This window comes from Streptococcus sanguinis (genome assembly GCF_001078705.1).
GTDB lineage: Bacteria > Bacillota > Bacilli > Lactobacillales > Streptococcaceae > Streptococcus > Streptococcus sanguinis_D.
The window spans coordinates 804,263-830,964 of the sequence record NZ_CDMW01000001.1 but is presented as its reverse complement, the minus strand read 5'-3'; the positions used below and the strand labels follow the sequence as shown (position 1 = coordinate 830,964).

General features: G+C 44.2%; 27 protein-coding genes and 1 other annotated feature (1 of these 28 cut by a window edge). Of the genes, 3 read left to right on the top strand and 24 right to left on the bottom strand.

Translation table 11 applies throughout. The annotated features are described in order from the left end of the window. Positions 1–205: 205 nt before the first annotated feature. From truB to SSV_RS04160, 13 genes are all read right to left on the bottom strand, one after another. Positions 206–1,084: a tRNA pseudouridine(55) synthase TruB gene (gene truB / locus SSV_RS04220; protein WP_072073810.1), complete on the bottom strand. Its 879-nt coding sequence runs from the start codon at positions 1,082–1,084 to the stop codon at positions 206–208. Positions 1,085–1,087: 3 nt separating this feature from the next. Beyond that, on the bottom strand, positions 1,088–1,888 hold the full coding sequence (locus SSV_RS04215) for an alpha/beta fold hydrolase (protein WP_072073809.1): 801 nt from the start codon (positions 1,886–1,888) through the stop codon (positions 1,088–1,090). A 30-nt stretch (positions 1,889–1,918) separates the two neighbouring features. Further along, a complete protein-coding gene (locus SSV_RS04210) occupies positions 1,919–2,362 on the bottom strand; it encodes a GNAT family N-acetyltransferase (protein WP_072074912.1) in 444 nt (147 codons plus the stop codon). Positions 2,363–2,371: 9 nt separating this feature from the next. Then, positions 2,372–3,643 carry a DUF2130 domain-containing protein gene (locus tag SSV_RS04205; protein WP_072073808.1) on the bottom strand — a complete coding sequence of 424 codons (1,272 nt, stop codon included), beginning with the start codon at positions 3,641–3,643 and terminating at the stop codon, positions 2,372–2,374. 194 nt (positions 3,644–3,837) lie between these two features. Beyond that, positions 3,838–4,851, bottom strand: a complete 1,014-nt coding sequence (locus SSV_RS04200; RefSeq protein ID WP_072073807.1) for an alpha/beta fold hydrolase — start codon at positions 4,849–4,851, stop codon at positions 3,838–3,840. A gap of 5 nt (positions 4,852–4,856) precedes the next feature. Then, positions 4,857–5,345, bottom strand: a complete 489-nt coding sequence (locus SSV_RS04195) for a GbsR/MarR family transcriptional regulator (protein WP_072073806.1) — start codon at positions 5,343–5,345, stop codon at positions 4,857–4,859. Between the two features lie 109 nt (positions 5,346–5,454). Beyond that, on the bottom strand, positions 5,455–7,200 hold the full coding sequence (locus SSV_RS04190) for an ABC transporter ATP-binding protein (RefSeq protein WP_072073805.1): 1,746 nt from the start codon (positions 7,198–7,200) through the stop codon (positions 5,455–5,457). Next, a complete protein-coding gene (locus tag SSV_RS04185; protein ID WP_072073804.1) occupies positions 7,193–8,959 on the bottom strand; it encodes an ABC transporter ATP-binding protein in 1,767 nt (588 codons plus the stop codon). The genes SSV_RS04190 and SSV_RS04185 overlap by 8 nt, the downstream gene beginning before the upstream one ends. Positions 8,960–8,977: 18 nt before the next feature. Continuing rightward, positions 8,978–9,589: a TetR/AcrR family transcriptional regulator gene (locus SSV_RS04180; protein ID WP_072073803.1), complete on the bottom strand. Its 612-nt coding sequence runs from the start codon at positions 9,587–9,589 to the stop codon at positions 8,978–8,980. A gap of 175 nt (positions 9,590–9,764) precedes the next feature. Next, on the bottom strand, positions 9,765–10,181 hold the full coding sequence (locus SSV_RS04175; RefSeq protein WP_072073802.1) for a GNAT family N-acetyltransferase: 417 nt from the start codon (positions 10,179–10,181) through the stop codon (positions 9,765–9,767). Positions 10,182–10,231: 50 nt separating this feature from the next. Next, positions 10,232–10,897 carry an ABC transporter ATP-binding protein gene (locus SSV_RS04170; RefSeq protein ID WP_072073801.1) on the bottom strand — a complete coding sequence of 222 codons (666 nt, stop codon included), beginning with the start codon at positions 10,895–10,897 and terminating at the stop codon, positions 10,232–10,234. Further along, entirely contained in the window at positions 10,898–11,959 is a 1,062-nt protein-coding gene (locus SSV_RS04165) for an ABC transporter permease (protein WP_176693553.1), read from the bottom strand. A 66-nt stretch (positions 11,960–12,025) separates the two neighbouring features. Continuing rightward, on the bottom strand, positions 12,026–12,634 hold the full coding sequence (locus tag SSV_RS04160; RefSeq protein ID WP_072073800.1) for a TetR/AcrR family transcriptional regulator: 609 nt from the start codon (positions 12,632–12,634) through the stop codon (positions 12,026–12,028). A gap of 109 nt (positions 12,635–12,743) precedes the next feature. Here SSV_RS04160 and SSV_RS04155 point away from each other — a divergent pair, with 109 nt between their 5' ends. Then, on the top strand, positions 12,744–13,466 hold the full coding sequence (locus SSV_RS04155; RefSeq protein WP_072073799.1) for a hypothetical protein: 723 nt from the start codon (positions 12,744–12,746) through the stop codon (positions 13,464–13,466). Positions 13,467–13,560: 94 nt separating this feature from the next. On the opposite strand, the gene SSV_RS04150 is transcribed toward SSV_RS04155, so the two are convergent. Together SSV_RS04150 and SSV_RS04145 are read right to left on the bottom strand one after the other, a co-directional pair. Then, a complete protein-coding gene (locus SSV_RS04150; RefSeq protein ID WP_072073798.1) occupies positions 13,561–14,598 on the bottom strand; it encodes a zinc-binding dehydrogenase in 1,038 nt (345 codons plus the stop codon). Positions 14,599–14,778: 180 nt separating this feature from the next. Beyond that, complete coding sequence (locus tag SSV_RS04145; RefSeq protein WP_002917416.1) at positions 14,779–15,249, bottom strand: SP_0198 family lipoprotein; 471 nt, start codon at positions 15,247–15,249, stop codon at positions 14,779–14,781. Between the two features lie 234 nt (positions 15,250–15,483). Here SSV_RS04145 and SSV_RS04140 point away from each other — a divergent pair, with 234 nt between their 5' ends. After that, a complete protein-coding gene (locus tag SSV_RS04140; protein ID WP_072073797.1) occupies positions 15,484–15,951 on the top strand; it encodes a GNAT family N-acetyltransferase in 468 nt (155 codons plus the stop codon). A 132-nt stretch (positions 15,952–16,083) separates the two neighbouring features. Beyond that, a complete protein-coding gene (locus tag SSV_RS04135) occupies positions 16,084–17,229 on the top strand; it encodes a cobalamin-independent methionine synthase II family protein (RefSeq protein WP_176693552.1) in 1,146 nt (381 codons plus the stop codon). A 123-nt stretch (positions 17,230–17,352) separates the two neighbouring features. Here SSV_RS04135 and SSV_RS04130 read toward each other — a convergent pair whose 3' ends face one another. The 9 genes from SSV_RS04130 to trpX all read right to left on the bottom strand — a co-directional run bounded on the left by SSV_RS04130 (position 17,353) and on the right by trpX (position 26,550). After that, entirely contained in the window at positions 17,353–18,180 is an 828-nt protein-coding gene (locus SSV_RS04130) for an alpha/beta fold hydrolase (protein ID WP_072073795.1), read from the bottom strand. 150 nt (positions 18,181–18,330) lie between these two features. Continuing rightward, the gene (locus SSV_RS04125) at positions 18,331–18,723 is read right to left on the bottom strand and encodes a YbgA family protein (protein ID WP_072073794.1); all 393 of its coding nucleotides are present in this window, start codon (positions 18,721–18,723) and stop codon (positions 18,331–18,333) included. Between the two features lie 171 nt (positions 18,724–18,894). Then, positions 18,895–21,300: a phenylalanine--tRNA ligase subunit beta gene (gene pheT / locus SSV_RS04120; RefSeq protein ID WP_072073793.1), complete on the bottom strand. Its 2,406-nt coding sequence runs from the start codon at positions 21,298–21,300 to the stop codon at positions 18,895–18,897. A 244-nt stretch (positions 21,301–21,544) separates the two neighbouring features. Continuing rightward, positions 21,545–22,054, bottom strand: coding sequence for a GNAT family N-acetyltransferase (locus tag SSV_RS04115; RefSeq protein ID WP_072073792.1), 510 nt, complete (start codon positions 22,052–22,054; stop codon positions 21,545–21,547). 45 nt (positions 22,055–22,099) lie between these two features. Further along, a complete protein-coding gene (gene pheS, locus SSV_RS04110; RefSeq protein WP_072073791.1) occupies positions 22,100–23,149 on the bottom strand; it encodes a phenylalanine--tRNA ligase subunit alpha in 1,050 nt (349 codons plus the stop codon). Positions 23,150–23,430: 281 nt separating this feature from the next. Then, positions 23,431–24,165 (bottom strand): ABC transporter permease, encoded by a 735-nt coding sequence (locus SSV_RS04105; protein ID WP_176693551.1) that lies wholly within the window; start codon positions 24,163–24,165, stop codon positions 23,431–23,433. Then, positions 24,162–24,911 carry an ABC transporter ATP-binding protein gene (locus SSV_RS04100; protein WP_176693550.1) on the bottom strand — a complete coding sequence of 250 codons (750 nt, stop codon included), beginning with the start codon at positions 24,909–24,911 and terminating at the stop codon, positions 24,162–24,164. Before SSV_RS04100 ends, SSV_RS04105 begins: the two co-directional genes overlap by 4 nt. A 220-nt stretch (positions 24,912–25,131) precedes the next feature. After that, positions 25,132–25,362 (bottom strand): AbrB/MazE/SpoVT family DNA-binding domain-containing protein, encoded by a 231-nt coding sequence (locus tag SSV_RS04095; RefSeq protein ID WP_023916089.1) that lies wholly within the window; start codon positions 25,360–25,362, stop codon positions 25,132–25,134. 180 nt (positions 25,363–25,542) lie between these two features. After that, positions 25,543–26,550: a tryptophan ABC transporter substrate-binding protein gene (trpX, locus tag SSV_RS04090; RefSeq protein ID WP_072073788.1), complete on the bottom strand. Its 1,008-nt coding sequence runs from the start codon at positions 26,548–26,550 to the stop codon at positions 25,543–25,545. Between the two features lie 126 nt (positions 26,551–26,676). Further along, positions 26,677–26,702 (bottom strand) — a binding site (T-box leader) (it continues 209 nt past the right edge of the window).

The window sequence follows — 26,702 nt, the reverse complement described above, 5'->3', positions numbered from 1 at the left end:
TACCGTGTGAAAACGCAAAATAAACAAAAAGATTTTTACCGCTCTAAGACAGGATGTTTGTCAAAATCTGAAAAAAGAAAAACAAAAGGACAGCAGTTGTGCAGTTGCTGTCCTTTTGTGAGGTTTAATGAAATTATTATAACATGCAAGCGCACATTTCATATTACAAAAGAATAACAATCTTTTGACAATTCTACTGTTAATATTAAAGGAAGACCTTGCGAGGCTTGTAAACTGCTTCCCGCTTTTCTAAAATGGCTACTAACTTTTCCTTATAGAAGCCAGCTAGCTCAGCTTCTTCTGACATCAAGCTGATAAAACGACCGTTTCTCACGTCCTCGACCTGCTCGTCAGAAAGCTCGACCTTAACTAAATCTCCGATTCCCAATTCGAGTGGTTGGAGAAAGGAGAAATCCTCCGTTGCTACTTGCTCCGCTATTTCATCCAAGGTCAAGGCATCATCTAAGCTCATACCTGCTGAAGAAGTCCGTGTCAGCTGGGACATGTGACTGGCAAAGCCAAGCTTGGCTCCCAAATCAACAGACAGAGTTCGGACATAGGTCCCCTTGCTACATTTGACCCGAAAGCGGAAACGAGCCTGCTCATCTTCGTAAGAAACTGGACTGGTGCGCTCGAAACTATAGATGGTCACCTGCCGCTCTGGCCGCTCCACTTCTTGACCCGCTCTTGCATACTCATAAAGCTTGCGTCCATTTACCTTGACTGCAGAGTACATGGGCGGAATCTGGCGAATCTCACCGGTCATGGACTCCATGGCTTCATCAATGAGAGCTTCTTCTAAAAGTTCCGTCACTGGCGTCCGATCAAGGATGTCTCCGCTAGCATCCTCTGTCGTTGTTGAGCAGCCCAGAGTAATCTCCCCCTCGTAGACCTTGCCTTCCTCCTGCATAAACTCGACCAAGCGCGTCGCCTTGCCCACAGCAATCGGAAGCACCCCTACCACATCTGGATCCAAGGTGCCCCCATGACCGATTTTCTTGGTTTTTAAAATCTTGCGCAGCTTAAATACCGCATCATGCGAGGTCATGCCCGCTTCTTTTCTTAAGTTGATAATTCCGTTCATTGATTAACTTTCTAAAAATACTAAAACTCTCTTTTGGAAATCCTTATGCTGTTCATAGAGTGCGTGGCCACAGTCTGGCAAAATAGTGAGCTGGCTATCTTTGATATGTTGATGCAATTCGAGCGAAGCTCCCACACCTAGAACATCTTCTTCTGCTCCGATGATTAGCGTAGGACAGTTAATCTTTTCCAGAACTGCCAGACTATCATGTCTTAAGCATGAGATGGCCTGAATAGCAATCCGCTGTTTATCTTTAATACGACCAAAGATTCCCATTATTCGATAAAGGTATTTAAACTTTCCAAAGGATTTTGGCGTATAAGAGTGACTTGCAATATCCAACATTAGTTCTTTATAAGCTCCAGTCTGACTCAACTCAAGCCAGCGAGTAATCCTCTCCCTACCAAGATTATTCAGTTTCGTAGTAGTAACTGTCAAAATCAATTTTTCAACTCTTTCTGGGAAATCTGCTGCCAACCATTGGGCAAGCATACCGCCTTGGGAAATTCCTAGGACAGCTACCGTTTTCAGACCTAAAACATCCATAGCTTCAGCTGTATCAGTCGCCATATCTCGTGTTGTATAATTTTCTGGCAACTCATTGATTCTGCTAAAAACATACACTTGATATGCTGCTGCGAATTCCCTATAAGCTAGGGCAAGCATTTGCGCCATTCCCTTAACAGTCGCCAAACCATCCCCTAGACCTGGAATGATGAGCAGAGGCTTCTTCCCTTTTCCAAAGGTCACATAGTCCATGCTCTTATCGTTAAAATATAAGGTTTTCCCTTTTGTTGAAGACATTACTTCGTTTTCCCTACTGATTTATCATGTTTATTCATGTTGACTTTTTAAATGCAGAGCAAAGCCGGCAGTCACTTTTTCAAATCCAACCGCCTGATAAAACTGATGTGCAGCATTTCGTTCAGCAGTTAATCCACTATTTAGAGCCAGCGCCTTAACTCCTTCTTTTACCGCTTGTTTTTTCAATTCATCGATTAGCCTACTAGCAATTCCTTGTCGTCTTGCTTCTTTTGCAACTGACAAAGCTAAAATACGATAGTAAGATCCATCTGTTTCAAAAAAGAAGAGCTTTGCATAACCTAAGAAACCTAAAATTTCTCCGTTTCTTTCAGCTAAAAGACAGCCATAATGCGGCTGAGAAAGAATCGTTTCTAAACGTCGAGCCAGCTTAGAAGCAGTCGTTGGATAGCCCAAGTCTTCGTATAGAGACAGTAAGGCTTCAGCATCTTTCACGGTTGCTTTTCGTATCTGCATAGTATCCACCTAGTCTCCCTTCAAAGCTTCAAACTTAGCTTTCATGGTAGGATTTTTGCGTGTCAGTTTTTTGACAGAGACGTCGTCCAGTTTGTTATTTGCTAAGCGCAGCTGGTTTTCAGAGGTCGTCAGGAACTTCTTGATTTCTTCCATCCGACGGATGGCCTTGTCAATCTCTTCGATGGCCTTGCCAAAGTTGGTCGAAGCAGACTGATAGTTCTTGGCAAAAGCTACTTTAAAGGCATCCAAATCTTCCTCAAAATGCGTAATATCAATGTTCTGCTCCCTAACCAAGGCCAGTTCCTGCTTGTACTGGAGCGAGTTGAGCGCAGCATTACGCAAGAGGGTAATCATGGGCAAGAAGAACTGTGGTCGGATAACATACATCTTCTCATAGGCATAGGACACATCGACAATACCCGAATTGTAGAGCTCGCTGTCAGCCTCTAGAAGTGTCACCAGAATAGCATACTCACAGCCTTTCTCCCGCCTGTCCTTATCCAACTCTTTGAAGAAATGCTCGTTTTTCTTCTTGGTCGCCGTCTCATCGCCTTCATTTTTCATCTCAAACATGATGGAGAGGATTTCTACACCATTTTCATCTACCTCACGGTAAATGTAGTCCCCCTTGCTGCCGGTTCTAGCGTCATTGTCCTTGCCAAACTCCGCTCGCGGAAACATAGCCATGCGATTCTTGTTAAACTCGTACTCGCAGTGCTGTTCCAAACTCTCGCCAATCATCTTAGTGGACTGCTTGGCTTTAAAATCCTTGTAGAACTCTATGGTCTCATTTTTCTGCCGCAGCTCTACCTCATAGCGCTCTTTGAGCGAGGTCTGAGCTAGCGCTGCTTCCTTTTCTTGCAAAACTAGCTGATTCTTAACCTCGTCTCGCTCTTTTTCCAGCGCAGATAAGGTCTTTTGCAGTTGATTTTCATGCTCCAAGCGCAGAGTAGTCAACTGACTTTCCAATTGCTGAACTTCCTTATCCTTCTCCTGCAATTGAAGACTAGCTGCCTGCTCCGCCTCTTTCTTTGCCAATTCCTGCTGGGTCTCAAACTGCGCAATCTGACTTTGAAGATTGCTAATTTCCTGTTCTTTCTGTGATAGCAGAGCTTGTTGGGCATTCTGGGATTTTTGCTCTGCTAAAGCAAGTTCCTGCTCAATCCGAGCATGAATCTCCTTGTCAAACTCTGCTGTCCGAACCTGCGACAAAAGCTCACTATACTGGCTCTCATTGACAGTAAAAACCTCCCCGCAGTTGGGGCATTTGATTTCATTCATGGGGTACCTCTTCATCTAAAATTAAAATCTTTATTCCTTTTCTTTTCCAAGTTGATAGATTATATCGCTATCATTTATTATTTCTAACTCTCTTTTTCATCATTCTCCCAAATTCACTAATCTACTTCTCATGACTATCAACTATTATACCATTCCTACCAATAAATGAAAAACAGCAAGCCACTTGACTTGCTTTAGCTGTTCTGAATTGTGTCTTTAAACTCCAGTAAAGCATGGATATAGCAACGAGGTTTAAATGCGTGGATGACATGGTTAGCTGGAATTTTTTTGTAAATAGTCTGTGGCGCCAACTCCAGAATATGCTGAACGTCCTGGTCATCTAGAGCCCCAACTAGACCGTACTTCTCATATCTTTTCCAGTTAGCATGGAGACATAGTATTGGACAAGCGCTTGCTTTCAGGGCTTCAGCATGATGAATGCCTTGATAAAATCGGCCATCCACAAAAGCGCGAGCAAAATCTGGATCAAACATGGACAGTGATTTCAGAAGCTGCTTCAAGGCAGATGGAAAACCAACTTCCAGTGGCTGGTTGGGATGATTTGTTTGAAATTTTTTGATTCGCTTTGATAATAAACGAATCATCCAGTCAGGCATTTTTTTAACCCGATTCTCCGAGACAGGCATCTCCTGACCTGAAAAATAATCCGCCAAATCACGATTGTCCAAATCCCCTAATTTTTCTACCACATGCTTGAGACCATTGTAAACAAAACGGTCCCTCTCCTTAAAACGAGGCATCTCTGCAGAAAAGACAGGAGCATCCTCAATGACAATTCCTGCCACTTCCGAACCCAAATTGGCTGCACACCAAAGAGCGATAATCCCTCCTGAAGAATTTCCCGAAATGATGACTTTCCCTTGGACGACATTGTCAATAAAGGAACGCATATCCTGACCGATTATAGACCAAGAATAATCTCCTGGTGTCCAGCTGGACTTGCCATGCCCCCGAATATCAATAGCATATACCTTGAACTGCTGAGAAAGAGGAATCAGGACTTTACCATAAGATTCCCAAGTTCCCATTTGAGCTGGAATAAGCAGAAGATTGGGTCCATTGTCTGGTCCCACAACATAATTCAGTTTAATCTGTCCTGTATCATAGAGTTTTTCTTCAAAACCCGCTCGAATGAGTTTTTTGTCTCCAATATTTCCCGATAAATATTGATAAGGATTTCCATACATCTTCGTCACCCTCTTTGCTTGTCTCTGATATGTTTCCGCCAAGCCTTCAACATTTCCTCCTGATAATGAGCCTGGATATCCAGCCATGCTTTCATGTCTTCTAACTGCTGGTGTTCGAGCGAATCTTCAGCCAATTCCTGCTGTCCCCTTTCAACAATCTGCTTGATTGGAAATAAAGCTTCTTTTCGATGTTCGAGAACTCGTTCCCAAGCCTGGGGGGAAAATCTAAAATAGTCAATCCTATCTCCAGGAAAGGTAACCTTTTCTATCCAGCCATTGAGCATCAATGCTCGAATATTGGTAGAAATACTGCTCCTGCTTGCTTGAAGGAGAGCCGACATATCTTCTGCCGACAAAGGTTCTCCAAAAACAAGGCTCAAACCGAAAATCCGACCCCCAATACGCGGAATGCCATAACCTTCATAAATGGCAGCAATATTCTCAATAAACTTTTGTAACTCTGGCTTTAAACTAATCTTCTTTTTCTGATTCATATCTGTTACCTCTTACCTATAGTATATCTCTTTCACTCATTTCAGTCAAGACTGAAATGAGTGAAATCAAACGTAAAAAAACCGCTGATTGACAACGGTTTAAATACTATCACTCCCCCATCTCAATCCGCCAGCTGACAGCCATCTTTCTTTCTTGGATAAACTTACTATAGATACCTTGTTTGGCCAGTAAGTCTTGGTGTTTGCCTTGCTCGACAATGCGGCCTTGATCCAGCACCAAAATCTGGTCTGCATGCTCAACCGTCTTGAGCCGGTGGGCAATCATGATGATGGTCTTATCGCGAGTTAAAGCCTGAATAGCCTGCATGAGGGCTTCTTCGTTTTCTGGGTCAACATTGGCTGTTGCTTCATCAAGAATGATAATAGGTGCATCCTTGATAATAGCCCGAGCGATGGAAATGCGCTGACGCTCACCTCCAGAAAGACTGGCACCTCCTTCACCTATCTTGGTATCATAGCCATCAGGCAGTGAGAGGATAAAGTCATGACAGGCCGCTTTCTTGGCAGCCTCTATCACTTCTTCCTGACTGGCCTCTGGCTTACCAAAACGAATGTTATTAGCAATAGTATCCTCAAAGAGATAGACGCTTTGGAAGACAAAGCTGAAATTACGAATCAGGCTGTCATAGCTATAATCTCTAACATCATGCCCGTCCAAACTGATACTTCCATGGTCCACATCCCAGAAGCGGGCAATGAGGTTGCAGAGCGTTGTCTTGCCTGATCCAGATGGTCCGACCAGAGCAGTTGTCGTTTTTTCGGGAATGGTGAGGGAAACCCGGTCAATGATTTTCTTATTTCCATAAGAGAAGCTAACATTTCTCAACTCAATCCGGCTGCTCTTAGGCTCAATATCCTGACCGCTGATGTCCATCGGCTGGATAGCCAAGACTTGATTGACCATATCAACTGACAGATCAACAATGCGCAGGAGAGAAGAGAAAGAACCAACGCCGTCAAGATTTTCATAAATCATAAAACCACTGACAATCATCATAATGGTTACCAGCAGCTCCATACTGCCATTGAGATAAAAATAGATAGAGAAAAGACCCATAAAGAGACCGGTCAGCTTGGTCACCATGCCCTGGAGGGCAATGTAAGGTGAGGTCACGAGTGTCATTTTGGTATCTAGCTGACTCTTGCCTTCAATAGCCTTGGACAGCTTCTTGGCAGAACGGTTGACCAGATTGTAGTTCTTAACTTCAGCAATCCCTTGGCTGTACTCCAAAACAACGGCTACTAGGTCCATATCCGCCTGATACTTGTCATCAGAAACCTTGCCAACTTGCCAACGCATGAGGGTATTTGGCAGGAGAAAGAGGACGAGACCCACCAAGAGAACCAGACCAACCCGCCAGTCATAGAGAAAGACCAAAATAGTGATGAGACCAGTCGTCAGAAAGCCCTGCACAGTCATCATAACCACTCGCGTAGCTACATCAGACAGCCCTTCCAGCGTATTAGTCGTAACACTGGTAATCTTGCCCAAACTATTTTGATTAAAGTAACCCATGGGCAGATAGCGCATGTGTTCGGCAATTTCAATCCGCTTCTGAGCACAGGTATGATAGCCAGCTTCTGTCTGTAGCATGGTGATTTTCAGGGTAATCCAGACGTTTAGCACAGTTGATACCAGCATGATGCCCAGAGCCAGCCAGAAAGTCTGGATAGAGAGATTCTTCTCAATCAGTCCCATAACGACTAGGCCGATTGCTGGAATACGCAGAGCGATGATAAAGGACTTGATGATGCCCAGATAAATGGATTGATAAAATTTCCTACGGTCCTCTGCCGTACAGAAATCAAAGAATTTCTTCAGTATATTAAGCATGAGTCAGCCCTCCTTCCATCTCATCACTATCCCTGGTAGCAATATGGGCCTGCCACATAGAAGCATAAAGCGGACTGGTTGCCAGCAATTCTTCATGCCGACCTCTAGCTTCAATCCGACCATCATTGACCAGGACTATCTGGTCTGCACTCATAATCGTAGACAGCCTGTGAGCAATGACAATCAAGGTCCGACCCTCAATCAGACGAGCCAGACTGGACTGAATCCGTGCTTCATTTTCCGGATCCGTATAAGCAGTCGCTTCATCCAAGATAAGAATCGGCGCATCCTTAAGCATGGCACGGGCGATGGCAATCCGCTGACGCTCCCCACCAGATAGATGACCGCCGCCAGAGCCTACTTGAGTTCCAAAGCCGTCTTCTAAGTTCATGATAAAGTCATAACAGCCGCAGCGACGGGCAATTTCGATGACCTCTTCATCAGAAGCTGCTGGATTTCCCATCCGGATATTTTCCATAATAGTCTCATCAAAGAGATAGTTATCTTGGGTCACGTAAGCAATCTGCCGACTGTAATAGTCTAGCGGAAGCTGGCGAATGTCCAAGCCACCATAGGTAATCTGACCAGAAGTGACATCCCAGAAAGAAGCTAGAAGCTTGGCAATTGTAGACTTACCTGAGCCTGATGGCCCAACTAAAGCATTGATGCTGCCAGCCTTAATATCTAGCGAAATGCCATGTAGCACCTCCTCTTCATCTGTATAGCCAAAGCTGACATCCGTCATGACCAGATCCCTTCCTTTTGGAAGTTCTCGCAGCTCCTGAGGCCTTTTCAAATCAGGCTTTTCCAGAATATCAATGACTTGACCAAAAATAGTGCCGATTTTCCGTAAATCATCCATGTAACTAGCCACTAAAATCAGAGGAGTCAGAAGACTGAGCGAAAGAATAATCATTAGAATGAAATTGCCGGCAGTCAAGCTGCCTTGCAGATAGAAATAACAGCCAGCCGGCAGCAGAAAGAGCAAGCCTGATGGCAGAAAAGCAGTCACAATGCCCATCTCCAGATTGAACTTGCGCATCCACTCAATAAAGCAGTCTGCTCCTTCTCTAGCAGCTGTCACAAACTTATCGTAAGAGAACTTTTCCTTGCCAAAAACCTTGATAACCTCAATCCCATTGATGTATTCCACCGCTGTATCATTGAGTTTTTTTGTCTTGACTAGAGTATTTTGATAGTCTGCTTCGCTATTAGCAACCATCCGCATATAGGCCAGCGCCACAATGGGAATAGTCAGGAGAGACAGCAAGGTTAGCCGCCAATCAATAACCAGCATAGCAATGAGAACAATAATCGGACCAAAAATCCCAGCAGTAAACTCTGGAATCAGGTGGGCCAAGGTCGTTTCGGTCGCATCCACCCGCTCAACGATAATGTTTTTATAACTGCCTGATGACTGACTAAGCACTGTACCTAGAGGCAGCCTAGCCAGCTTGTCTGTCAGGCGGTGCCGCATTTCCGCTAGAATCTTAAAAGTAGCCGTATGTGACAGCATGGTGGAAATACCATGAAATCCCCAGTAGCCAATCCAGGCTAGACCTGCCCATGCCGACTGTAGCAGGTAGAAATTCCAGTTTTTATTGCCAGCCAAGAGCTGATTAATCATTCCACCAATAAAGAAATAAGGCAGAAATCCTGAAAGTACAGAGACAAAGGCAAAAATCAGACTGAGTCCAAAATATATCTTATGAAGGGAAACAAAGTCCCAGATCCAAGCAAGAACAGATTTTTTCTTCATAGAATTTCCTTCTTTCTATCAAAAACCTAGCAAACCTCCCCAGTCAAACAAGTCCATGATGGAATGGCAAAATTCCAGCGCCTGCTCTTGGGGCCAGTCTTGAGCCAAGGGCTCAAATACAGCTGTGTAATAAGCTGTCATGCACGATCGCAGAAACTCGTGTTTGACCAAATGATTGATCTTACCTTCTTTGTAAGCCAGCTCCAAATAGCGATAAGTCTCGTCAGCAGCCAAATGAGGCAGACGCATCCTGAAGTCCGCTTGCGAAGAACCCTGAGATTTAAAGAGCAAGAGCTGCATAATATCTTTATGCTCATAGAGAATCTGCATCAGGGACTGGAGATCTTCCAAGCTATGGGCCCACATGTCAGACAGGTGTCCCTCTTCTAGGAAAGCATAGTCACGTCGCTTCTGCTCTTGTCCATACTGGTCTAAGGCTGCCAGAGTAGGCTCAAGCAGAGCAGTAAAGAGACTGTCCTTACTCTCATAGCGCTTATAAAGTGCCCCAGTTGTCAAGCCAGCCGCGCGACAAATTCTCCGCAGTGAAGCATCTTGATAGCCATAAGCCAAGAACTCACTCCTCGCGCTTTTCAAGATTTTTTCATTTAACTCATCTGTTTCTTTTTTCATGCTTTCAATTCGATAACACCGTTATCACCTTTCTTCTTTTATTATAAATTCTGACAATTTAACTGTCAAGAAAAAACAAAAAAAGGACGAGAAATATTTTCATAAGTCTAGTTCTACTTCCCTTTCCTCTTGTAAATATGACAAAAGGAGCTTATTGACAAGCTCCTCTAGAATTTTACTTTTTATTAGGTGCATAAATCATGCCAGTACAGTCAAAATATTCCTGTCGACGAAAGCCGAGCTCTTGATAAAACGCTAGATTTTTATCTGACTGCTCCGTTGCCAGCTGGATTTGGTAAACATCCTTAAATCTTTCCAATGTTTTCTGAAGAAGGCTTCGTCCAATCCCCTGACGCTGGTAGTGTGGATACACCAGCAAATCCTGAATGAAGACAATGGTAAGTCCATCCCCGACTGCTCGAATCAAACCAACCAACTTATCTTCGTCATAGGCCGCCATCACAAACAAGGACTGATGGAAAGCCCGCTCTAACTGCTGAGGACGATTGGTGTAATTGCTCCAACTAACCGAATCATAGAGGTCTAGTACTGCCGCAAAATCTAGCTGCGGATTTGTTTTATAATGAATCATAGTCCTCTCCTTGTTTTTTCTCTGTTTGATTGCCGAAACCTTCTAAAACTTTATCGAACTTGAGTCAGCACTCCGTCTTGCATCTCATAGACCTTGTCAACCTCGTCCAGCAAGCGGGTATCATGGGTAATCATGACCACGCTCTTATGGAATTTCTGGGTCACTTCTTTGAGTAGATGGACCACGCGCTTGGCCCGCTCTGTATCCAGACTAGCTGTCGGCTCATCAGCCAAGATAATATCAGGACTGTTGTAAAGTGCTCGGGCGATAGCAGCTCTCTGCCGTTCCCCGCCAGACAATTCTTTCGGATACTGCTTGAGAGTTCCTTTAAGATCCAGCAACTCAATCAGACTGTCCAGTTCTGTCCTTTCTTTTTTAGATAAGCGGTCAATCAGCTGGAACTGGTCTTCGATTTTCAGAAAAGGAATGAGATTGGAAGCTTGCAAAATAAAGCCGAAATCATTGAAACGTAGGGCTGCTCGTTCCTTTTCCTTGAGCTGAAAGGTATCTTTCCCATGCAGCAGAATCTGTCCTTTTGAGGGAGTTTGCAAATGGCCCAGCAAGGTCAGAAAGGTTGTTTTACCCGATCCTGACGGCCCAATAATAGCTACAAACTGCCCTGCTTCCAGTTGAAAATCAGTTGGTTTCAGGGCTTGAACTAGCGTATGCCCCTGACCATATTCTTTTGTAACCCCTTTTAGTTCTATGATTGACATTTACTCACCTCCGATCGCTGTGATAGGGTCAATTTTCAGAACCCGATGAATGGACAAGAGTCCGCCAGCCAGTGACATGAAAACAATCAGGACAATCAATCCAGCATAAGCTCGCCAGTCACTGTAAAAAGGCATAGAAGCTGGCAAGACTAGCTGGGTTCCCAAAAGAGCCAAGACAGCTAAGCTGATTCCCAGAGTGGACAGGATGAAAATCTGCCAAAAAATAGAAGCAATAATCTTCCCACTGGCAATTCCTTGGGCGCGCATAATACCATAAAGATGCGTCTTTTGGATGGTAATGATGTACATAAAAATTCCCAATACCAAAAATGTAATCAGAACCATGGCCCCAATCATAAAGGAAAAAGTCAGTACCTGAGGCTGATAACCAGGGATATTTTCTATAAAATCACTCATAGAGAGCTGACTAAGTCCAGCTTCTTCAATCTTCTGACCATCCTTGACCACAAGTGCACTGATATTCTTAACCTGACTTGAGCCGTACTTTAATTCCCTGAAATCTTCCAGAGTCATAAAGAGAACTGGCTGAGTTAAGTAGCTGTTATCCTCTGTGAAGCCAACAACCTGATAGAGGCGCTCACTGCCATTGAGCTGGAGTTGATCCCCTAGTTTTACACCTTTTTGCTGCAGGCGCTTATCCGCAATAACTTCATAAGCAGTCTCAGCAGGACGTCCCTCAATAATGTCAGGCGCTAGAAAACTATCCCAAGACAGACCAAAAACCTGAGCATTGAGTTTATCAGTGCCATCTTCATAATTGGCCACTGCTGCTGTCTGTCCCAAAGCAGCGATTGAGTCCCCTTGAAGCAGGCGGCTGTACTCCTCTTCCTTGAGAGTCGAAGAAACCAGATTCTTATTGGCGTACTCCGACAAAACGATCGACTCAGCCTGCCATTGGTCCAAAGCCAAGCGATTGAGCCTAGCCAAACCAACGGAAAGACTGGATAAAAAGAAAACCATATAGGTAATGAGAAAGACCATAGCAACCACTAAACGATAACGCCCGCGACTGTAGACAATCTCTTTAAAAGCTAAAAACAAAGCTGTCCTCCTTTGAGATATTCTATCTATTATACCATAAAGAAGCAAACTGGAAAAACTATCCTGTCAATCTCCCTCCATATGCTCTCTGACAAAGCCCGCCAGACCGACTGCTGTCACCCTAGCATGAAAATCACTCATTTGCTGAACCTGATAACAAGGATGAGCCAGCCAGTAAGTCAGAGTTCCCATAAAGGACGCGACCTGATGATTCAGCAGCAAATCCGCTTCTACCAACTCTAAATGTGGATCAGCCAAGGAAATACTCTGCGAGAAAATCCCCCTCAAAGCTTCCTGCAACCGCCGCGAACTAGTTGGACTGCCATTTGGACCCAAAAGAATGGCCAAGTCTTCCAAGTGAGTCTCAAAAAAATGAAAAAGATTTTGTTTCTCATGGATATAGTCTTCCACTTTAAAATCCTTTTCTAACTTGAACAAGCAAGTAGAATCTAGAGCCTCTTGATAATAGACCTGCAAATCATCTAGCAAGCGGTTTTCTATCTTCTCAAGCAGATCATATTTATCCAGAAAATGCCGATAAAAGGTACTGCGATTCACTTCTGCCAAGTCAATCAGCTGACGAATACTGATAGTTTCAAAAGTCTGCTCTTTCATCAGCTGCAGCAAGCTAGTCTCTAACTGCTTTTCTGTCTTTCTTCTTTTTTTCTCATACATGCCATTCACCTCAAAATGCAACAGTCTCTCTAAAATTGATGCTTGTATGCCATCCAGCTCCCACTATATAATAAATATAAGCAGAAGACAAGAACAAGAGGATTAAAAAATGAAGATTATTATCAATCAAAAGGAAGTCAGTCAAGAAAGAATTGAGCAATGGCGGAAGCAGAGAACCCTTAAAGCAGCTAAGATGCTTAATCTACAGCTACCTAATACTGACAACACGGAGATTTTAGACCAAGCCCTACTGGAAGAAAAAATGAAGCTGACATACGAGGAGCTAATTCAGAAAATCGGAACTAAACTCAAATGGAGCCAATATTTGATGAAATGGGCGGCCAAATGGTCCAAGAAACCACGAAAAAGAGCTGTTGTAACGATTTTTGCAAGTGGATTGACTGCTGCTTCTTTCAGTAAAAAGCTAGAAAAGTTGATGTTAGAAAAGACAAATGTTCATAAACGAGTCAATCTTGGTACCTGTCCAGACCATTATGCCATGCAGCCACACGGCAGCAAACTGGAAGTCATTGAGACTGCAGGAAACAGCCCACTGCCAACACAGTTTTTCCTTGACCTTGGTGGTGAAGCTGAAATAGTGGAGCCTCGTGATGCGTCTTATCCCTTCCAAACTGTCGGTGCCGCCAGTCTAGCGAATGGTTGCAATATCGGTGGCATTCGCCATCAGTTTCGCGACACAGAAAAAGGCCTAGAAGCCCGATTCTGCGTCGAATTCCCCAGCCTTTGTCCAGACAGCCTTATCAAAGAACACCAGCTCCACCTAGCTGCCGAATGGTCAAGATGGATAACTTGGTGCAGAGAACAAAAATAATGAATTTTCTTTCATGAAAAGAACTAACAAGCCATGCAAAAACAGCCTACTGCCATCATAAAGAGACCGCAGCAAGGCTGTTTTTCTTCTACACCTAATCAAAGACAATCATGGACTTAATGGTCTTGCGTTCATCCATGTCTTTATAAGCTTGATCAATATCTTCTAGTTTGTAGCTCGAAGTAAAGACGCGACCTGGATTAATATCACCATCAAGAACTGCCTTGAGCAAGATTTGCTTGTCGTAAGTCGTGACAGAGGCCGCACCGCCTGCCACTGTAATATTTTGAGCAAAGGTAGAACCAAGAGCTCGGTTATTATAGTGAGGCACACCGACAAAGCCCAAGCGGCCGCCGTTGTGCAGGACTCCTAGAGCTTGATCAACAGCTGCTTCTGTTCCGACACATTCCAGAGCTGCATCTGCACCACCACCAAGGATTTCACGGACCTTGGTAATTCCTTCTTCACCACGTTCAGCCACAACAGCTGTCGCCCCTGACTCTAAGGCCATCTTTTGCCGATCTTCGTGACGGCTCATGAGAACGATTTGGGAAGCACCACGCATTTTAGCAGCAATCACAGCGCATTGCCCCACAGCTCCATCGCCAATAACGACCACCTTATCACCAGGCTTGACATCTGCCACACGTGCAGCATGATAGCCAGTTGGCATGACATCGGCCAGTGTCAAGAATGATTTGAGCATACCTTCTGTATAATCAGAGGGCTGGCCCGGAATTTTGATAAGAGCCCAGTTAGCAAATTCGAAGCGCATATATTCTGCTTGTACTCCATTTGACCAGTTGTTACCAATATGAGAATCACAAGTGCCATCAAATCCTGCTCGACAGGCATCACATTGCCCGCATCCATGAGTAAATGGAGCAATAACAAAATCGCCAGGTTTAACAGTCGTTACTGCATCCCCGATTTCTTCGACAATTCCAATGGCTTCATGCCCACTATTTTGATGGCCTGCTTCAATATCTGGACTGCGGTAGCGCCATAGGTCAGAGCCACAGACACAGGTCCGAACAATCCGAATAATGGCATCATCTGCCTCAATGATTTGCGGACAATCAATATCAGTCAGTCCAACTTGACCTGCTTTTGTATAAACTGCCAATTTCATCGTTTCTTCTCCTTTGATATCTTTATAGTAACTATTATACAACTTAGAGCACCCTTCAAGTCAAATTTTTGACATCATTTAAGATAAAATTCTTATAAAAAAGGAAACTCCTTTCTCAGAGTTTCCTAGTTAGATTCCCTCACTGCTCATCCTGTTGTCCTGAGCAGAATGAAAAGCGCTTTACTGCTTGGTAAAGGTCAGAGTGTCTGGATCATCATCCAATTCGTCCACAATCAGCTGATTGCCATTTTGGCGGTAACTTTTGACATCATCACCAACAATCAGTCTTTGATTAGCAGCATCTACTTGTACCTGCTTGATTTCCTTACTGCCATCGACCTCGGTCTCAGTCCAGGTACCAGTCGTACCATTGATTTCTAGGACATGCTGGTCACCATCATGGTCGGTTGCTTGGTAGCGCCCGTCTAGATTAGTAGCCTGCCCTGCATTTGATGATGAAGAAGGCTGATTAGAGGAAGATGCGGCTGATGACTGCGAAGTCTGATTTTGCGCAGATTGTGATGTTTGGCCTTGTGTATTCTGTGATGAACTAGTATTCCCTCCTTGGTTGGTATTGCCTGAGCAGGCAGCCAGTAGAACTGCCGCTGTCAGAGATAGAATTCCGATAAAGGCTTTTTTTGTAATAGTCATATCGCTTTCTCCTTTTTCTACATTTGTAGTTTATACTTATATTCTACACTTGTCTGTTTCATTTGTCAAGAAAAAGCAGTTTTTATTATAAGGAAAATACATCTAAAGGAAATGACTCACTCTGACTGAACTTTGCTATTCAGACGCCAATTGTCCTGATAGGTTTCCCGAGCTAACTTGACAAAATAGTTCCCTGTCGTATAATGATTCTATAAAAGATAAAAGGAGAAAATTATGCCAATCAGAAAAGCCCAAGTCAGCGATATTCCTGCATTACAAGGACTCCTTCAGCAAGTCCTGCTTGTCCACCATCAAGCTCGTCCGGACATTTTCAAGGCCAAAGGAAGCAAGTTTAGCAATGAAGAATTAGAGAAGATTCTGGGACAAGAGTCCACCCCTATTTTCGTCTTTGAAAGTGAATCTGGAGAAATCCTCGGTCACCTCTTTTGCTCCATCAAGGAACCTGTCAGTCCTGTACTCAATCCCATCAAGACACTTTTTATCGAGGATTTATGTGTACATGAGAAAGCCAGAGGGCAAAAGGTTGGCGAGCAGCTTTACCGCTTTGCGGAAGACTATGCTCGGAAAATCGGCTGCTATAATCTGACTCTCAATGTTTGGAACGATAATGTCGGAGCCCTGCGTTTCTATGAGCGATTAGCGCTTCAGGCTCAGGAAACTGTGATGGAGAAGATACTTTGATCTTGAAAGACAAATTTTAGGAAGCGCTAGCAATAGTTTTCGGATATACCCTACCAGCAGAATTAACTATTTTATTTGCCGAGGAATTTTCGATACAATAGACCATAATCCCTAATGAAAGTGAGAAATCTTATGACAAAATCAAAATTTCAACTGGTTGGATCACTTCTGCGCCCAGAAAATCTCCGCCAATATAAGACAGAAATTGAGCACCGCGATGATATTCAATATCCCTTCTACGACAGCTTCCCAGGCTACCATGAGACGGAGACAGCTGACATCAAGGAGATTATCGCTGAGCAAAAGGCTAAGGGTATTGACATCCTGACGGATGGAGAATACTCCAAGTCTATGTGGCATCTGGACTTTGTCTGGGGCCTTAAGGGAATTGAGCGCTACATTGCTGACCACGGCTATACCTTCAAGGACCACGACGGCGGGCAATACGAGACTCGGAAAGATATTGGTATCCGAATCACAGAACCACTCTCTGGTAAAAATCACCACTTTATCGAGATTTATAAGCTAGTCAAGGATGAAGCTGCTGGCCAAGATACCAAGCTGACTGTCTGGGGACCTGCCCATGCTTATACTGAGTTAGCCGTCTTTGACCGCTTGGCGGGACCAGGACAAGTTTATGAGACCAATGAAGCTTTGAAAAAAGGCTTGATTCAGGCCTACAAGGAATTTTTGGACGACTATAAGGCTGCTGGCGGACATATTATCCAGTTTGACGATTGCCTCTGGGAACTCTTTGACGAGTCCAATCCTGCCAGCTTCTTTGCGGAAGGGAATGCTAGTCTGGCTGACCTAGCAGACGAGTTTGTCGCTATTAATAACGAAGTCGTAGACTACGCTCATGAGCTAGGACTGACTGTCTGGACCCACAACTGCCGTGGTAACTACGAAAGCCGCTCTGCTGCCGAGGGTACCTACGAAGCTATCGCGGAAAAATTCCTGCGCAACCAACACTATAATCGCTACTTCCTAGAGTGGGACAGCGATGTAGCTGGTGATGTATCAGCCCTAGCAGCTTTGAAGGACAAGAATGCGGAAGTCGTTTTAGGACTGCTCTCCAGTAAAACCACAGGCTTGGATGACGAAAAACGCGTCCTAGACCTGCTTGAGAAAGCAGCAAGCGTTCTACCGAAAGAGCGTCTCCTGCTCTCCCACCAATGCGGCTTTGCCTCTTGCGACTCTGGAAACGAACTCACCATTGAGCAACAATGGGCAAAAATCAAACAAGGCCAAGAAATCGCCCAAAAATTCTGGGGATAATAAGCAAAAAAGCGGAATAACCGCTTTTTTCTATGCTTTTAAAATCAATTTGGGACTGTATTAGATCTCTTAGATGAACTCCAGTTTCATCTGCATCTGTTCAATATATTAAATCTTGGAGTATCAGGAAAGTTCAATTCGCTTGAGCCAATTTTCAACCAAGGCCGTAAAGAGAGCCTCTTGATCTATCTGTGCATTGTGGCCAGCAAGATCCATTACAGCATGAGTTGCCCTTGGATAATAGTGAGACAGTTGCGCTAACTGCTGGAAGCCTACGACTTGGTCCTGCTTCCCTGCTATAAAAAGGCTGGGCTTATCGTAGCCCTTTTCCTGTATCTCTTGATCCACTTCAAACGAAAAAGAATAGTTTTCTTGCAGCTTTTGGACAAAGGGAGCATTCATCATCTGAACCCCTGCTAGGATTTCTTTTTCAAACCGTTGATAAGTTTCTTTAGTCTGTAAAATCGCTAAATCAACGAAATCTTCGCTTTTGCCTGCTATATCAAAACCTACCTCTCTAATTAGCAGGCTGTCTTTTGGAAGAATTCTTTCTTGCGGATTGGGTACAACTACTGGACAAATAAGCAGCAAACCATCAATCTGCGAATTTTTCTTAGCCAAAATTCCTCGAGCAAGATAACCACCATAAGACTCTCCAGCTAAGAGAAAGCTGTGTCCTCCGATTACAGTTTCTATAAAGTTCAGGAGCATCTCTAAAATCGCATCCGCACTTGCAAAAGCAGGATTGGCATCAGACCTACCCATGCCAGGCAAATCTAAATAAATTCTTTTATAGCCAGCATGTTTCTCAAAAATAGGTTCCAAACATCCTTCCATCAATTCAGATGAACAGCCCAAACCATGAATTGCCAAGACTGGTTTTCCTTGGCCAATCACTTTATAATATAATTTATTTCCCTGATAAGTAAAAAACATTTTTTCTCCAATCATACCTTAAAGACACGTTTTGCTCGAGGTGAAGCCTTTATCGAAACTAGTCAAAATAATATTGTTAATAAGCCTAACAAATTATTCTTATCATCTACACCCCTCAAAGCTACTAGACAAACAAGCTTATTCTTTCTCCTTGATTTCAGAGCTTCATGCCTCATCCCCAAATAACAAAGTGGAATTCTGCAGATAAGGATTAGGATACTTGACTAGCAGGTCCCTTACAGCTCTTACCAAGTCTTTTTGCTCAGCCTGACCGGATTGGTAACGAAGCAAAAGTAGCATAAAATCTTCTTTTTCAGTTGTACTGGCTTTTTTCTTAAAATAGCCCCAAACATGCTGAAAGGCATTGCAGACCTGACCGCGATTTTCAGGCAAGGCTACCGCCTGGTCAATCAATTCTTGAACATGTGCTGCTTCCACCGAGTCACTTTTTAGATATTGGCGGATTTCCAGATAGATCTTACTTGAATGACTGAGAACCAGATATTTATTTCTAGCCCAAAGAGTCTGACATTGGGAGATTTGGTTTAGATTATTCATGATTACTTTTCCTACTGATTTTCAATTTCGAATTCTTCTCGTTTCGTCTACATCATTGCTCGCATCCCAGTAATAAGTTTGCCGAGATAGAAAGCAAATCAACTATGATTTGAATTGGATTTCGAAGAGTATTAATCAAAATCCCCAATCACATGACTGGGGAATAATTCATTAGCGCACCTCTGCCCCAAGTTTGTCGGTCAGAGATTTTTCGATTTTTTCCATGTATTTAGCCACTTCTTCGTCAGTCAGGCTGGCTTCTGGATTTTGGAAAGTCAGGCTGTAGGCCATGGATTTGAGGCCGACACCTAGCTTGTCACCAGAGAAGATATCAAAGAGCTTAATATCGGTCAAGCGCTTGATACCAGCTGCTTGGATTGCATCAAGAACCTCTTGGTGAGTGATTTCTGCTTTGAGCAAGAGGGCCACATCACGGCTGACAGCTGGGAATTTAGTGATTTCTGTAAATGGCTGGGCTGGCTGAAGCTGCTCTTCAATAGCAGACAAGTTGAGTTCAGCCACATAAGTTTCAGGAATATCGTAAGCCTTGGCTGTCGCAGGATGGACTTGACCGACAAAGCCGACAGGCTGGCCATTGATAGAGATTAAAGCAGTCCGACCAGGATGCAAACTCTTAATCTGGCTGCTAGCCGCGTATTCAGCTGTCAAGCCCAACTTAGCAAAGAGTGCTTCCACTACACCCTTAGCATAGAAGAAATCAACTGCTACTGGCTTGGTCTGGAAGTCTTTTTCATTAACCAGACCTGTCAAAGCAAAGGCAAAGCTATTGATTTCATTTGGCAGTTCTTCCTTAGGATTGCCGGTCTGCTCAAAGACTTTTCCAATCTCATAGAGAGCTAGGTTCTTATTTTTACGAGCCACATTGTAGGCTAGGGAGTCCAAAATACCAGAAACCATGTTCTGACGAAGAACAGAGCGCTCCACTGTCATAGGCCACATGAGCTCAGTCAAGTTGCTAGGATTGAGAGTGAACTCAACCGCCTTTTCTGGCGTCGTCAAAGCATAGGTGATGATTTCTGTCAGTCCAGCTCCCTCTGCTAAAGTCCGCACTTGACGGCGCAGTTTCTGCGTTGCAGTCAATTCACCAGCAGTCCCGTCATCTTTGGGTAGGCTAGCTGGCAATTTGTCGTAGCCATAAATACGAGCAATTTCTTCATAGAGATCCGCTTCGATTGCAATATCCCAGCGACGGCGAGGTACACTGACAGTGAACTGTTCAGCATTTCCTGACAAGCCAAAGCCAAGTCTACGGAAGACATCAACGATATCTGTATAGAGCAAGTCTGTTCCCAGAACTCGATTGACATCCGTGAGACTGGACACCACTTCTACATCACTAGTGTCTAAGCTACCAGCGGATACGATACCAGCCTGAACTGTCGCTCCTGCCAAGTCCGAAATCATGCTAGCTGCCGCATCCATGGCCTCATTAACCGTTGCCACATTGATGCCTTTTTCAAAGCGGGAAGATGATTCCGAGCGCAGGTTGAGGCGACCGCTGGTCTTGCGGATTGATTTTCCATCAAAGACAGCTGCTTCCAAGACGACACGAGTGGACTGGCCAGAGATTTCGGTCGCTGCTCCACCCATGACACCAGCCAAAGCCACTGGCTTATCTGCCACAGTGATAACTAAATCGCTGACTTCTAGATCCCGCTCTTCGCCGTCCAGCGTCACCAGTTTTTCACCAGCACGCGCTTCCCGCACGACAATCTGGTCGCCCTCAAACGTATCCAGATCAAAGGCGTGCATAGGCTGACCAAAGTAGAGCAGGATGTAGTTGGTCACGTCCACTACATTGTTAATCGGACGGATACCTTCGTTCATGAGGAGATTTTGCATCCACTGAGGACTTGGGGCAATGGTGACATTTTCCAAGATACGAGCCGCGTAATAAGGGGCTTTCTCCGTCTCAAGGGCAACTGAAAGACTGTCAGTTGCCTGCTTTTCATTTTCCACCAGCGGAAAATCTTTGAAATGTACTGACTTGTCATAGATTGCAGCCACTTCATGAGCCACCCCGCGCATAGACAGAGCATCTGCCCGGTTTGGTGTGATGGAAAGCTCGATAATCTCATCGTCCAAGTCAAGATAAGAGAAGACTTCCTCACCTGACACTGCTTCTTCAGGCAGGATTTGAATGCCATCCGCAAATTCCTTTGGCACGACAGAATCAGAAATGCCCAGCTCACCCAGAGAGCAGATCATACCCAGTGACTCCAAGCCCCGGATTTTCCCTTTTTTAATCTTATAATTTTCGGCAATGCGAGCACCCGGCAGAGCCACCATGACCTTGATGCCTGCGCGAACATTTGGAGCACCACAGACAATCTGACGGTTCTCCTCTTCTCCAACATTGACTTTACAGACATGCAGGTGGGTATCAGGAACATCCTCACACGATACCACCTCACCAACAACAATTTTTGACAGGCCAGCAGCTGGTGATGTCACACCTTCCACTTCAATTCCTGTCGTTGACATTTTCTCAGCCAGCTCAGCGCTCGCCACATCAATGTCTACTAACTCTTTTAACCACTTATAACTTACTAGCATTTTTAAGATACCAAGGGCGTCAAAAACGACTGAAAAATAGGAGATTGGCTAAGCATTCGACGAATGATCGCAAATCTATCTTTTTTCCGAGTTTTTAGCCCGGGTTCAATTCCTTTCTCTATTCTATCGCTGAGGAACTTGACCGACCAAATTTTAGGGTTTTGTCTGAAAGCCCGATTTCAGACAAATCATCTAAATTTAAAGCTTTTAGGTCGTATCATTTCCTCTCTTTAAATTTTCTTTTTTATTTCAATTTCTTGCGCAGCAGCCAGTCTGTGTCCACTGTCTCACCAGTGATATAGTCGTGCTGGCTAAATTTTTCAAAGCCGTATTTGAAGTAAAAATCTTGAGCTCTAAAATTCTTTTCCCAGACGCCTAGCCAGACCCAGTCAAAGCCTCGTTTCTCGGCTTCTTCTAAGGCAAATTCAAACATTTCCTTGCCCAAACCTTGACCATGATAGGCTTTCAACACATAAATTCGCTGAACCTCAAAGGCCTGTGGCAATTCGTGCTCCGTTTGAGCCTGTCCCCAGTTAAACTTGAGAAAACCAGCAATTTCACCGTCTTTGACAACAAAATAAGTCTCTGACTCAGGATCCGCCAGCTCCTTTTCGATAGTTGCAAGCGACAGCTCATTGTCAAAATAATGAGCCATATCAGCTTCCTTGATAAAAGGACCAAAGGTTTCTTGATAGGTCGCGACCTCCAACTCCCGCAGGAGGGGCGCTTCTTCTTTTTTGACTCTGACTAGCATACTGCACTCCTTTCTCAGAAAAGCTGCATCTGTGAATACAGGTTTCTACTTAAACTGCTGAGAAAAACGAATATCTCCTTGGTAGAATCCACGAATATCGTTGATACCGTAGCGGAGCATAGCTACCCGCTCTTGGCCGAGACCAAAGGCAAATCCAGAGTACTTCTCTGCATCAATACCGCTCATTTCCAACACGCGCGGATGCACCATACCAGCTCCCATAATCTCAATCCAGCCAGTCTTCTTGCAGACATTACAGCCGGCTCCGCCACACTTAAAGCAGGAAACATCCACTTCAACAGACGGTTCAGTGAATGGGAAGTAAGATGGACGCAGACGGATACTGCGATCTTGGCCAAACATCTTCTGGACAATCAGCTGCAGCGTTCCTTGCAAGTTTGCCATGGAAATATTTTCTCCAACCACCAAGCCTTCAATCTGATGGAACTGGTGGGAGTGAGTCGCATCATCGGTATCCCGACGGAAGACACGCCCTGGTGAGATCATCTTGAGTGGTCCTTTAGAAAAGTCATGAGCATCCATAGCCCGCGCTTGTACCGGACTGGTGTGGGTTCTGAGCAGGATTTCCTCTGTAATGTAGAAAGTGTCCTGCATATCTCGTGCTGGGTGGTCCTTAGGCAGATTCATCCGCTCAAAGTTGTAATAGTCCTTTTCCACTTCAAAGCCGTCCACGACCTGATAGCCCATCCCGATGAAAATATCTTCGATTTCCTCACTAGTCTGACTAAGAATATGACGGTTCCCTACCGGAATTTGACGGCCTGGCAGGGTCACATCCAAGGACTCCTCAGCCAGTTTCAGAGCGACTAATTGCTCTTCCATATCTTGTGCAGTCTTTTCAAAGGCTGCTGTCAGAATATCACGCGCTTCATTGACATGCTTCCCGATAATCGGCCGCATTTCAGCTGAGATATCCTTCATCCCTTTCAAGACTTCAGTCAGTGAACCTTTTTTACCCAAGACAGCTACACGCAAGTCCTGTAGTTCCTTTTGATTCTCAGCCTTGAGCTGCTTGAGAGAAGCTAGAGTCTCTTCGCGCAGGCTTTTTAGTTGTTCTTCAATCGTTTTCGTCATTTTCCCTCCAAAATAAAAAGCGCGCCAATCTCCATAAGCGGAGCGTTGACACGCGGTACCATCCGTTTTTTATCTGGCAAGCCAGACCTTATTTATCAATCCTAGAGCAAGTGAATTCGCCTAGCTTTCATCTAGAGAGCTTTCAGTCGCTGGCTCCCCTCCCTGTTAAACTTCCCCTAGGTTACTGGTCTTGCGGATTGCTATTCAGTTATACTTCATTCTAACAGATTTCTAAACATTTCGCAAGCTAATCCAGCTGATTTCTACATTGAACTAAACCTCTACCCTTTCATCCTCCTTTTGAAAATCCAGACAGAAGGGATAAAGAATAGAAAAGCATAAAGCAAAACCCAAAACAGATGAGGCAAAAGTGAACTCAAATCTTGAGCCAATGCTAACTGAACAGCCTTTGCTGCATGGGCAAATGGCAAGGCATTGCAGAATGCTTCAAAACCACCTCCTATCATCTCAATCGGAAGCACTGCTCCACTGAGAAAAACTGTGGCGTTGACAAGAATAGTCCCAAAACCACTGACTGCATTACTGCTAGAGAAGGCTGAGCCTAAAAGCAAGCCTAACGAAATAAAGAGCAGAGCTACTGGAATCAAAACCAAGAGAGCGTAAAAAGTTCCCAGATTTAAGGATAAACCAAAAATCATGGCAGTCGCAAAACTAGCTATACCCTGCAAGAGTGCCAGAGATAGGACTGGAATCGAATAGCCTAAGATATAATCCACACTTCTAAGCGGTGTAGATAGGAGACGCATGAGAAAAGAGCTATTGCGATCCGTGGCCATTAAACTGCCAACAAAAATAGTTAGCCAAGAAGCACCAAACACCATCATACTAGGGGCAAAATTTTCAATGGAAAAGATGGCTGGCATCCCTTTGAGGCTCTGTTTCATAAGGGACAGGGCGATAATCAGAAAGACCGGAAAACCAATTCCCATCAGACTGCTGACATAATCACGCATGATTTCTTTGAAATTGCGCTTTGCAAAAATGAAGGCTCTCATGCTAATTCCCCTCCTTCCGTATAGGACAAAAAGGCCTCTTCAAAATCCTTCTTGCCGGAAGCTTGGATAATTTCCTCCGCTGTCCCCAAGATCTGCACCACTCCCTTATCCATAATGCAGAGTCGGTCGGCCAAAGCCTCGGCTTCTTCTAGATAATGGGTGGTCAGAATCACTGTAACTTTTCCCTTTAGCTGCTCAATATTCTTCCATAACTCCCTTCTAGCCCGTACATCCAGCCCCAAGGTCGGTTCGTCCAGAAACAAAATCTTGGGCTGACTGATTAGAGCCATTGCAATACTGAGCTTGCGCTGCCAGCCACCTGACAGGGACTTGGCCCGATCATGCTGCCTATCCGTCAGGTCAAATGTCTCCATCAGATGCTCTGTCTTTTGCGCCGCTTCTTCCTTAGAAAATCCATATAAACGAGCAATCATCTCCAGATTTTCCCTGACTGTCAGCTTGGGAGCAACAGCTGTTTCCTGAGGCGAAACATTAATCATTTCCTTGACAGCAGCTTCCTCCTTGCGAATGCTATAGCCTAGCATTAGGGCATCTCCTGCTGTCGGCTCAACTAGACAGGACAGCATCTTAATCGTTGTTGTCTTCCCCGCACCATTAGAGCCCAGCATGGCAAAAAATTCACCCTCTTCAATTTTTAGATTCAAACCATCAACAACCGTTTTTGAGCCGTATTGCTTGGTCAAATCCTGCATCTCAACTGCATACATAAGGACATCTCCTTTCATCAGATATGAGGAACTAAAAAACGAAATGTAATTTAAAGATATGACTTTGACATCTAAAGCTAGTCACAACTTACTCATTTAGCTAAAAACTAAGCTATTTTCACTCAATCTCGAAAGAGTTTGGTATAAGTTGTATAACTTCTTATACTTATTATACACCCATTCATTAGTAGTAGCAAATAAAAGCAAAAGAAAAAATCTGCTTGAGCAGATTCCGATTTTATAAATCACTTTTTGAATTTTTGTCTCCATTGAAGGTCTGATTAAATAGATCTTCATAGAGCTCGTAACGCTGGATGGCAATGCCTTGCTGGGCATCTGCAAAGAGGACCAGAGCATCCCCAGGTTGAATTCCAAACATATCTCTCACTTCTTTGGGAATGACAATCTGCCCCTTGGGACCAACCTTGACCGATCCCATATAGCGGTTTTTTTGAATATCTTCTTCCATTCTTTCTTGACTAACTCCCTTTCCGCTTCTATCTTTTCGTAAAATCTACTGGAGCAAACTGCACTTCATTTGCTCTTCTCATTCACTTGAGCCAATTCTATTATACAACTGCGGGAAAGGTTTTACAAGAAGAGACTATCGAGAAAAAGAAGTCTGTCAATCAACAGACTCCTTTTCTTTCTATTTAATCACTTGTCCTGCTTCTTTCAGAACATCTTCTGGTACAGTAATGCCAAGTTCTTTGGCATTTTTGGTATTGATAACAGATTTACCTGTATCAAAAATATCTACTGCAGTATCAGCAGGTTTAGCACCTTTAAGGACTTTAGCTGCCATTTTACCAGTCGCAACACCTAGGTCATACTGGTCTACAACGACAGAGGCAAGACCTCCTTCTTCTACCATGGCCGTCGCACTTGGATAAATCGGTTTCTTGGCTTCTTTATTGCTGGATATAACTGTCGCAAAAGCTGACGCAATGGTATTATCAATTGGAATCCAGATAGCATCAACCTTGCCAGTCATGACATTCATGGTTGAAGCAATTTCATTGGTCGAAGGAACAGAGTATTCCTCTACCTTGTAGCCTGCCTCTTCAGCCAATTTTTTGAACTCTTCCACCTGAGTTTTAGAGTTGTCTTCACTGCTAGAGTAGAGCACACCAATAGTTTTGACATCTGGAGTCAATTTTTTAATCAGCTCTAGCTGTTGCTTAGCTGGATTGCGGTCAGAGACACCAGTGATATTGCCACCTGGCTTGTCCAGATTTTTCACTAGGTTTGCTCCGACTGGATCTGTGATAGCTCCCATGACAATAGGCTTGTCCTTAGTAGCTGCAGCCAGTCCTTGGGCAGATGGAGTCGCAATCCCAATCAGCACATCGTTTTCATTGGACACCAGCTGCTTGCTCATAGTAGAGACCTTACTCTGATCTCCCTCAGCATTCATAAAGTCAATCTTAATCTTGTCGCCTTTATAGCCTTCTTCAGCCAGACCATCCTGGATCCCCTTGTAAATCAAATCCAGCGAAGGGTGGCTGACATACTGCAGCACGCCGACCTTGACTGTTTGACTGTCGTCGCCAGTCTTAGAGAGATTGGTCTTTCCGCTCAAGCTGGAATAGACAATCCCACCGATTGCCAAAACGGCCAGAAGGCCTAAGATAGTGATTAATCGTTTGTTTTTCATGTTCTTTCTCCATTTCTATGTTTTATATTTTTTCTGTTTAATCCCTAGGGACGCCATCGTTTAAACATAGGCAATTCTCCTTGTTTTTTTATAATAAGCAACAAAAAACCTCACACAGGTACTCTGTGTGAGGGCGTAAATCGCGGTGCCAC